The sequence below is a fragment of the Synechococcus sp. LTW-G genome, assembly GCF_054459035.1.
Genome location: NZ_JBTKYW010000010.1, coordinates 36,932 through 43,593, shown reverse-complemented (window position 1 = coordinate 43,593; position 6,662 = coordinate 36,932). Strand labels below are relative to the sequence as shown.

The 6,662-nt window shown below is 63.9% G+C and carries 8 protein-coding genes; 2 read left to right on the top strand and 6 right to left on the bottom strand.

Going from position 1 to position 6,662, the window contains the following annotated elements:
- The 5 genes from ACXIQ9_RS12020 to ACXIQ9_RS12000 all read right to left on the bottom strand — a co-directional run.
- A partial coding sequence (locus tag ACXIQ9_RS12020) for a nuclear transport factor 2 family protein (protein ID WP_459016775.1) occupies positions 1-308 on the bottom strand: 308 nt, incomplete at its 3' end.
- Positions 298-1,041 (bottom strand): acireductone synthase, encoded by a 744-nt coding sequence (gene mtnC / locus ACXIQ9_RS12015; RefSeq protein WP_459016774.1) that lies wholly within the window; start codon positions 1,039-1,041, stop codon positions 298-300. The genes mtnC and ACXIQ9_RS12020, both read right to left, overlap by 11 nt.
- 3 nt (positions 1,042-1,044) lie before the next feature.
- Positions 1,045-1,683, bottom strand: a complete 639-nt coding sequence (mtnB, locus tag ACXIQ9_RS12010) for a methylthioribulose 1-phosphate dehydratase (RefSeq protein ID WP_459016779.1) — start codon at positions 1,681-1,683, stop codon at positions 1,045-1,047.
- A gap of 13 nt (positions 1,684-1,696) precedes the next feature.
- Entirely contained in the window at positions 1,697-2,554 is an 858-nt protein-coding gene (locus ACXIQ9_RS12005) for a DNA-formamidopyrimidine glycosylase (RefSeq protein ID WP_459016778.1), read from the bottom strand.
- A 108-nt stretch (positions 2,555-2,662) separates the two neighbouring features.
- The gene (locus ACXIQ9_RS12000; protein ID WP_010315087.1) at positions 2,663-2,872 is read right to left on the bottom strand and encodes a photosystem I reaction center subunit IV; all 210 of its coding nucleotides are present in this window, start codon (positions 2,870-2,872) and stop codon (positions 2,663-2,665) included.
- A 110-nt stretch (positions 2,873-2,982) separates the two neighbouring features.
- Between ACXIQ9_RS12000 and ACXIQ9_RS11995 the strand changes: the two genes are divergently transcribed.
- Together ACXIQ9_RS11995 and ACXIQ9_RS11990 are read left to right on the top strand one after the other, a co-directional pair.
- Positions 2,983-4,026: a hypothetical protein gene (locus tag ACXIQ9_RS11995; protein ID WP_010315089.1), complete on the top strand. Its 1,044-nt coding sequence runs from the start codon at positions 2,983-2,985 to the stop codon at positions 4,024-4,026.
- A 10-nt stretch (positions 4,027-4,036) separates the two neighbouring features.
- Positions 4,037-5,521 carry a RecQ family ATP-dependent DNA helicase gene (locus ACXIQ9_RS11990; RefSeq protein ID WP_459016773.1) on the top strand — a complete coding sequence of 495 codons (1,485 nt, stop codon included), beginning with the start codon at positions 4,037-4,039 and terminating at the stop codon, positions 5,519-5,521.
- Here ACXIQ9_RS11990 and ACXIQ9_RS11985 read toward each other — a convergent pair whose 3' ends face one another.
- Positions 5,522-6,628, bottom strand: a complete 1,107-nt coding sequence (locus ACXIQ9_RS11985) for a LysM peptidoglycan-binding domain-containing protein (protein ID WP_459016772.1) — start codon at positions 6,626-6,628, stop codon at positions 5,522-5,524.
- Between the last annotated feature and the right edge of the window lie 34 nt (positions 6,629-6,662).

The window sequence follows — 6,662 nt, the reverse complement described above, 5'->3', positions numbered from 1 at the left end:
CCATTGACGAGTTTTTGCGTCAGGCGGGTGTAGCTCACTACCACTGATTCATCGCTCAGCCAGCGCAGATGTGGGCGGGCCATCGTCACGTTCACAGCGGCGGGGGGCTGCGTGGAATCACCGGGAAGTTCGAAGTAGTAGCGATGGAACGGCAGGCCTTCCACCAAGTGCCCTTCGCTTTCGGCTTCAAAGCAGCTGACGTCTTCGGCGCAGGCGGCCGAGTAGGCCTGCCAATCACCTGAGGCCACGCTATTGAGCATGGCTTGATTCAGTCTGAGGATCTCTTGATCGCGCTCGCTAAAAGCCATCGCCAGGATTCAGTCCGCTGTAATCACTGATCCTCGCAAAGCGTCCGGCATCCCGTGCTGGGTTGCCCTCTCGATCGCTGAACAGTGTCTTCATCCCCGCTGCATCCGCTGCCTCCAGTTCTTGTAGTGCATCGCTGATGAACAGGACATCTGACGGGGCAGTCCCCATGGATTTGGCAATCATCAGATAGCTCTCCTTCGCTTGTTTGATTCCCGTTTTGGTGTCAAACCAGTGCTGGAACAGGGACGTGATATTTCCTGCCTGGCAATGGCCATAAAGCAGCTGCTGTGCAGGAACGGAACCAGACGAATACACCGCCAGAGTGAATCCCTGCACATGCCAGCGCTCCAGTGCCTCAGGAACATCAGGGAAGAGTGGTGCGATCAGTTCGCCTGACGCATAGCCCGATCGCCAGATTCTTCCCTGGAGATCTTTGAGTTCGGTCAGCTTGATGTCTCTTTGAATCAGTTGCCTTAAGTATTCCGCTATGCCTCTGATTTCGAGTGGAGTTGCGCCGCCTTGTTCTTGGAGTAGGTCAACGGCATCGCGGTGGTCATCCTCCCTCCAAGCCTGCTCGACGCTTTCGATCAGGCTTTTGATCTCGGCTTCCTCCTGGTGTTCCTCGAGATAACGCTCGAGCGAGGAACTGGCATAGGGAAAGAGCACCTCAGCCACAAAACTCACGGGACAGGTTGTCCCTTCGATATCGAGAAGGATGTGCGTAATGGACATGGTTTACTTGGCCAGGATCGCTTCGAGAAGCAGTTGCCTCCAGCGCTGTTCCAGTAGAAACTCCAGGATCTCTAGGTGACGCATCGCACTGCCCAGGCTGCGTCCCCAGGCATAGAGCCCGTGTCCGGCAATCAGTAGTCCCTGGGGGGCGTTGCTCAGCAGCGGTCTGGCCTGCGCTGACAATTCAGAGAGGTTCTGATTGTTCGCCAGGACAGGGACCTCCACGGAGCAGTCGTGGGTGTTGATGCCATCCAGCCCCTTGAGCATCTCCAGGTCACTCAGCTCGAGCTTGCCCTGTTTGCTCTTCAGGGCCCACTGCGAAAGGAGCGTTCCGGCCTGCGAATGGGTGTGCAGGACTGCACCGGCTCCGCAGGTTTTCACGATCTCCAGGTGCAGGGCGGTCTCGGCGCTGGCTTTGCCATTGCCCAGCACCACATGCCCTTCCCGATTCACCTGAATCAGATCGATCGGAGCAACCGCCCCCTTGTGCACTCCGCTTGGAGCCATCAGCAGGCGGATGGGGTCCCCATCCAGCAGACAGCTGAAATTGCCGCCCGTCCCGTCGCACCAGCCCCGCCGATGGATCTCCGCCATTGCTCCGCACAGGGCCTTGGCGAGGGCTGTGGTGTTGGCATCGGGCATCTTCGCGTCCCGCTCAGGGGGTTCTTCCACCCTGGCAGGAGGGGCACCAGTGGCTGCTGCGGCCGCCCAACTTGTCACGACGGATCGGTGTGCCGCAGACCCGGCAGGGCTCGCCGGTGCGGCGGTAGACCCAGGCGGCATTGCCGTAGTTCCCATTGGTTCCCGTCAGGTCACGGAAATCACTGAAGGTGGTGCCGCCGGCCCCGATGCTCGTGGTCAGGACTTCCACCAAGGCGCTGTGCAGCCGCTCCAACTGCTTGAGCTTGAGCGAACCAGCCCGCTCCTCAGGCGCGATGCCGCTCATAAACAGGGACTCATCGGCGTAGATATTCCCCACGCCGGCCACCAGGGCCTGATCGAGCAGTGCCGTCTTGATGGCCCGCGATGACCCTTTGAGTTTCTGCCGCAGGTACTGGGGCGTGAAGGCCGCGCTGAAAGGTTCTGGGCCCAGCCGTTTCAGTCCCGTCATCACCGACTCGAGGGGTTGACCGGGGGGGACCCACCACATCTCACCGAAGCTGCGCAGATCCACGAAGCGCAGCTCCTGGCCTTCGGGATTCCAGAACCTCACGCGTGTGTGGCTGCAGGGCTCCTTGGCAGTCTCCATCCAGAGGAACTGACCGGTCATCCGCAGATGCACGCCCCAGTGCCCGGCGTCGGCCCCCGCTCGCTTCAGGCTGGCCATCAGATATTTGCCGCGTCTCATCCATTGGTCGACGCTGCATCCCTCCAGGGCGGAGCAGAACTGCGCGGGGACCGGGGGAGCGGCAATGGCCCGGGCCCGCAGCACCTCGACCCGCTCAATCGTGAAGCCACGGGTCTGGCGTTCGAGTCCGCGGCGCACCGTTTCCACTTCGGGGAGCTCTGGCACCCGTGATCCCTGACCGTTGGTGGCCACAGATTGCCACGCAGACCAGACAGCAAAAATCCCCGACCTGAACCCAGGCCGGGGATCACTACGAGATCTTGAGCGCCTGGATCAGGCCTTCTCGAGTTCGCTCTCGGCGAAGTTGTTGGTGTTGATGCCGCCTTCGGAGCCGCTGACGCCGTTGTAGTTCACCTTCTCGAAGCGCACCACGACGGGGTAACGGATGCCGGAGGTGTCGATGGAGGCAACGGTGCCCACATCGTTGAACCAGTAGGACTCAGGACGCTTGATGCGCACCTTGTCACCGCGGGAGATGGCCATCGCTGCGCTGTAAAGGGGTGGCTGTCATTGGGAATTTACCCGTAGCGGGAGTCCCCAAAGCCAGCCCGTCACGAAACGTGGCACCATCGACCTCCACTGAGCGTTTCCCCATGGCCGAGGCCCCCTCCTTCAGCCTCGACTTGCCTGATCCCGAAAGCGACAGCATCAGCTCGATGGAGTTCCTGGCCCGCATTGAGGAGGCCTGGGCCATTTGTGATCGCTTTGACCTGCAGACCGAAATCTGGCGGGGCCGGATCCTGCGGAGCGTGCGGGACCGGGAGCGCCGTGGCGGCGATACCCGCGGGGGCGGCTTCCTGCAGTGGTTGCGGGAACAGGAAATCAGCAAAACCCGGGCCTACGCCCTGATTCAGCTGGCTGAATCCGCCGACCACATGCTCGGGGAGGGGGTCCTGGAGGAGACCAGCGTCAACAACTTCTCCAAGCGGGCCTTCATGGAGACGGCCCAGTCCGATCCAGAGGTGCAGTTGATGATCGGTGAGGCCGCCAATGACGGCCAGCAGATCACCCGTAAACAGGTGCGTCAACTCACTGACGAGTTCACGGCAGCCACCAGCCCGCTCCTGCCGGAGGAGATTCGGGAACGTACGGCGAACAATCTGCTTCCTCCCAAGGCCGTTGCCCCTCTGGTGAAGGAGCTGGCCAAACTGCCCGACGACCAGCAGGAGGATCTCCGCAAGGTGCTGCGTGAAGAGCCCGAGCTTGAGCGGGTCAAGGACGTCACCAGCACCGCCCGTTGGCTGAGCAAAGCCTCAGAAGCTGGCTTGGCTGTTCGGGCCTTCCAGCAAGGGGAGCTCGATCTCGATAAGGCGATGCAGGAGGCCCTGCGTCTCGATGCCCTTGGACTGCTCTCCGATGCTGTTGGGCAAGCCCAGGCCCTGGAATCGGCGGTCCTCAAGCTCCACACCAGCTGGCGCCGCCTCAACGGTCTTCAGGAGCGTCTCTGGGTCGAGAGCGGCAGCAGCACTCCCCACCTGCGGGAGCTGCTGACCGCCCTGCAAACCCTCAGCGGCAACACCATGCGCGTCTCCCTCGGGGAACTTGCCGGCGGTAAGCGCGTGCGCTTGCAGTTGGTGGAGGAATCCCCGGATCAGCTCGAGGCTCCGGCGATCGCGGTGCTGGCTCAGGCCGGCTGAGATCCGCCTGATGAGCGATCCCCTCGACTCCGCCCTCCAGGAGCACTTCGGCTGGTCTGCCTTCCGGCCTGGCCAGCGCCCGGTGATTGAGGCGATGCTCGCTGGCCAGGACTGCCTGGCGGTGCTCCCCACCGGTGCGGGGAAATCCCTCTGCTATCAACTCCCAGCCTTGGTCCGGGAGGGTCTGGTGCTGGTCATCTCGCCCCTGGTGGCGCTGATGGAGGACCAGGTGCAACACCTGCAGCGAAGGGGTATTCCAGCGGCCTGCCTGCACCGCGGTCTGGATCCCATGCGCCGGCGAGACCTGCTGCAGCGAGTGCGCAGCAATCGCCTGCGCCTGCTGTATCTGGCGCCCGAACGGCTCCAGGTGGAGGCCACCCGGCGCTTGCTGGAGGAGATTCACGAGGAGGGGAAACTCGTCGGGCTGGCCATTGATGAGGCCCACTGCATCAGTGCCTGGGGCCATGACTTCCGCCCGGACTACCGCCGCCTGGGCCAGTTGCGCCGGCTCTGCCCTGGGGTTCCGGTGGTGGCCCTCAGTGCCACCGCAGCCCCCCGGGTCCGCGCCGATCTGATTCGCCTGCTGGAGCTGCGGCGTCCCCTGATTCAGGTGCGCTCAGCCCGGCGCGACAACCTTTCTTATGTGATGCGCCGTCGTCCGGCGGACCCCCTGCCGGAGGTCCTCAAGGCGCTGGAGGAGGCGCGCGGAGCGGTCCTGATCTATGCCCGCACCCGGCGGTCTGTGGAGAGCTGGGCCAAGCGCCTTAGCGACAGCGGAGTCGAGGCGATCGCCTATCACGCCGGGATGGATCCAGAGAGTCGTGCCCTGGCCTTGACCCATTTCCAGGAGCACGAGATGCCCGTCCTGGTGGCCACCGTGGCCTTTGGCATGGGTGTCGATCGGCCGGATGTGGGCTTGGTGCTGCACCTGGATCTTCCGGCCAGCACCGAGGGGTACCTCCAGGAGTCCGGTCGCGCCGGTCGTGATGGCCTGCCCGCACGTTGCATCGTGCTCTTTGACCCCGAGGACCGCTCCAGCCTGGCCTGGGCCATTCGCTCCTCGGCCGAGGAATCCGGGGATCCGCAGGACCGCACCCGGGCGGAGCTCTCCCAGCAGAAGCTCCGGCGGATGGAGGCGGTTGCCGAGGGGGCGGGCTGCCGAGAGCAGGCTCTTCTGCTCTCGGTGGGGGAGCTGGTTCCCCCCTGCGGTCGCTGCGATCGTTGCAGCCAGGCCCCGCGGGTGCGGGACTGGTCTGAGATGGCCTCCCAGGTGCTGGAGCAACTGGACCAACGCAGCGGTGTGGACCTGCGCAGCCTCGGCGAGGACCTGGCTAAGGCCGAAGGGGATGAGGTCGATCAGTGGCGCTGGTTAGCGCGGCGCCTGGTGCAGGAGGACCTGATTAGTGAAAGCGATGACGGCAGTCAGCGCCTCTGGCTCAGGCCTGCGGGCCGCCGCTTCCTGCGCCAGCCCTGGCCCCTGAAACTGGCGGCCTGATCAGCCGGGCTTGGCCTTGCAGAGATCGGTGATCAGCCGCTGCTCAAAGTCGCTCTGGGGGGCATCCCAGGTCTTCCAGGCTCCCGACTGACCGGTGGCATTTAGGCGCTTGGCGTTGCAGTTGATCGCCAGGTAGAGGGGCTGACCTTCGCTGTTGAGGCTTGGTGCCACGTAGCTGCCGCCCATGGCCTGCCAATTGGCCCAATCCACCTGCAGGGGGCCATAGCTGCGCCAGTCGGGCGTGCTGCCCGCGGCAGTTGTGCTCGATGCCTGGGTTTTGCTCACCTCGGCCTTGGCGACCGTTGGTTTGGTGGCTTCAGCCTTGACGGGCTCAGCCTTCTTCTCGGGCTTGGCGGCAACGGTTGTTGCTGCGACTGTGGTGGCCACCGAGGGCTTGACCTTCACCGGTTCAGCTTTGGAGACTTCGGTCTTGGCGGGTTCAGGCTTGGCCGCAACGGGCTCAGCCTTTTTCACTGGCTTGGCGGCCACCACTGCTGCGGGCTTTGGCTTCGGCTTGGCGGCAACAGGAGCAGCGGGCTTGGGCTTGGGCTTGCTGGCGGCGCGCAGGGTCAGGGTGCTGCCGGCCATGACCTGGTTGGGGTTGCTGATGCCGTTGATGGCGATCAGGCGCTGCATCGAGACGCCGTAGCGATCGGCGATGGAGGAGAGGCTCTCGCCGGGTTGCACCCGGTGGGTCTTGGCGTTTTTGTTCACGGCCACCTGCGGGCGAGCGCTGGCGCCAGGCACCTGGATACGGCTGCCAGCCCAGAGGTCGTTGGCATCCCGCAGGCCATTGAGCTGGACCAGGCGGTTGACGCTGGTGCCGTAGCGATCGGCAATTTCAGAGAGGGTCTCGCCCGCTTTGACCGTGTAGTTCCCCGATCCCCCACCGCTGTAGACGTTGCCCGGCACCTTGATGCGGCTGCCGGCCCAGAGGTCGTTGGCATTGCGCAGGCCGTTCATCTCCATCAGCCGATTGACCGTGGTCCCGTAGCGATCGGCGATTTCGGAGAGGGTCTCACCGCGCTTGACCACCACCTCGCCGGCCAACCCCGGAAGGGGAAGCAGAAGGGCCAGGGCTAAAGCGGCGGCAGAGCGGCGGCGCATTGGGTTTAACAACGGTCGACTGGGCGCACCATAC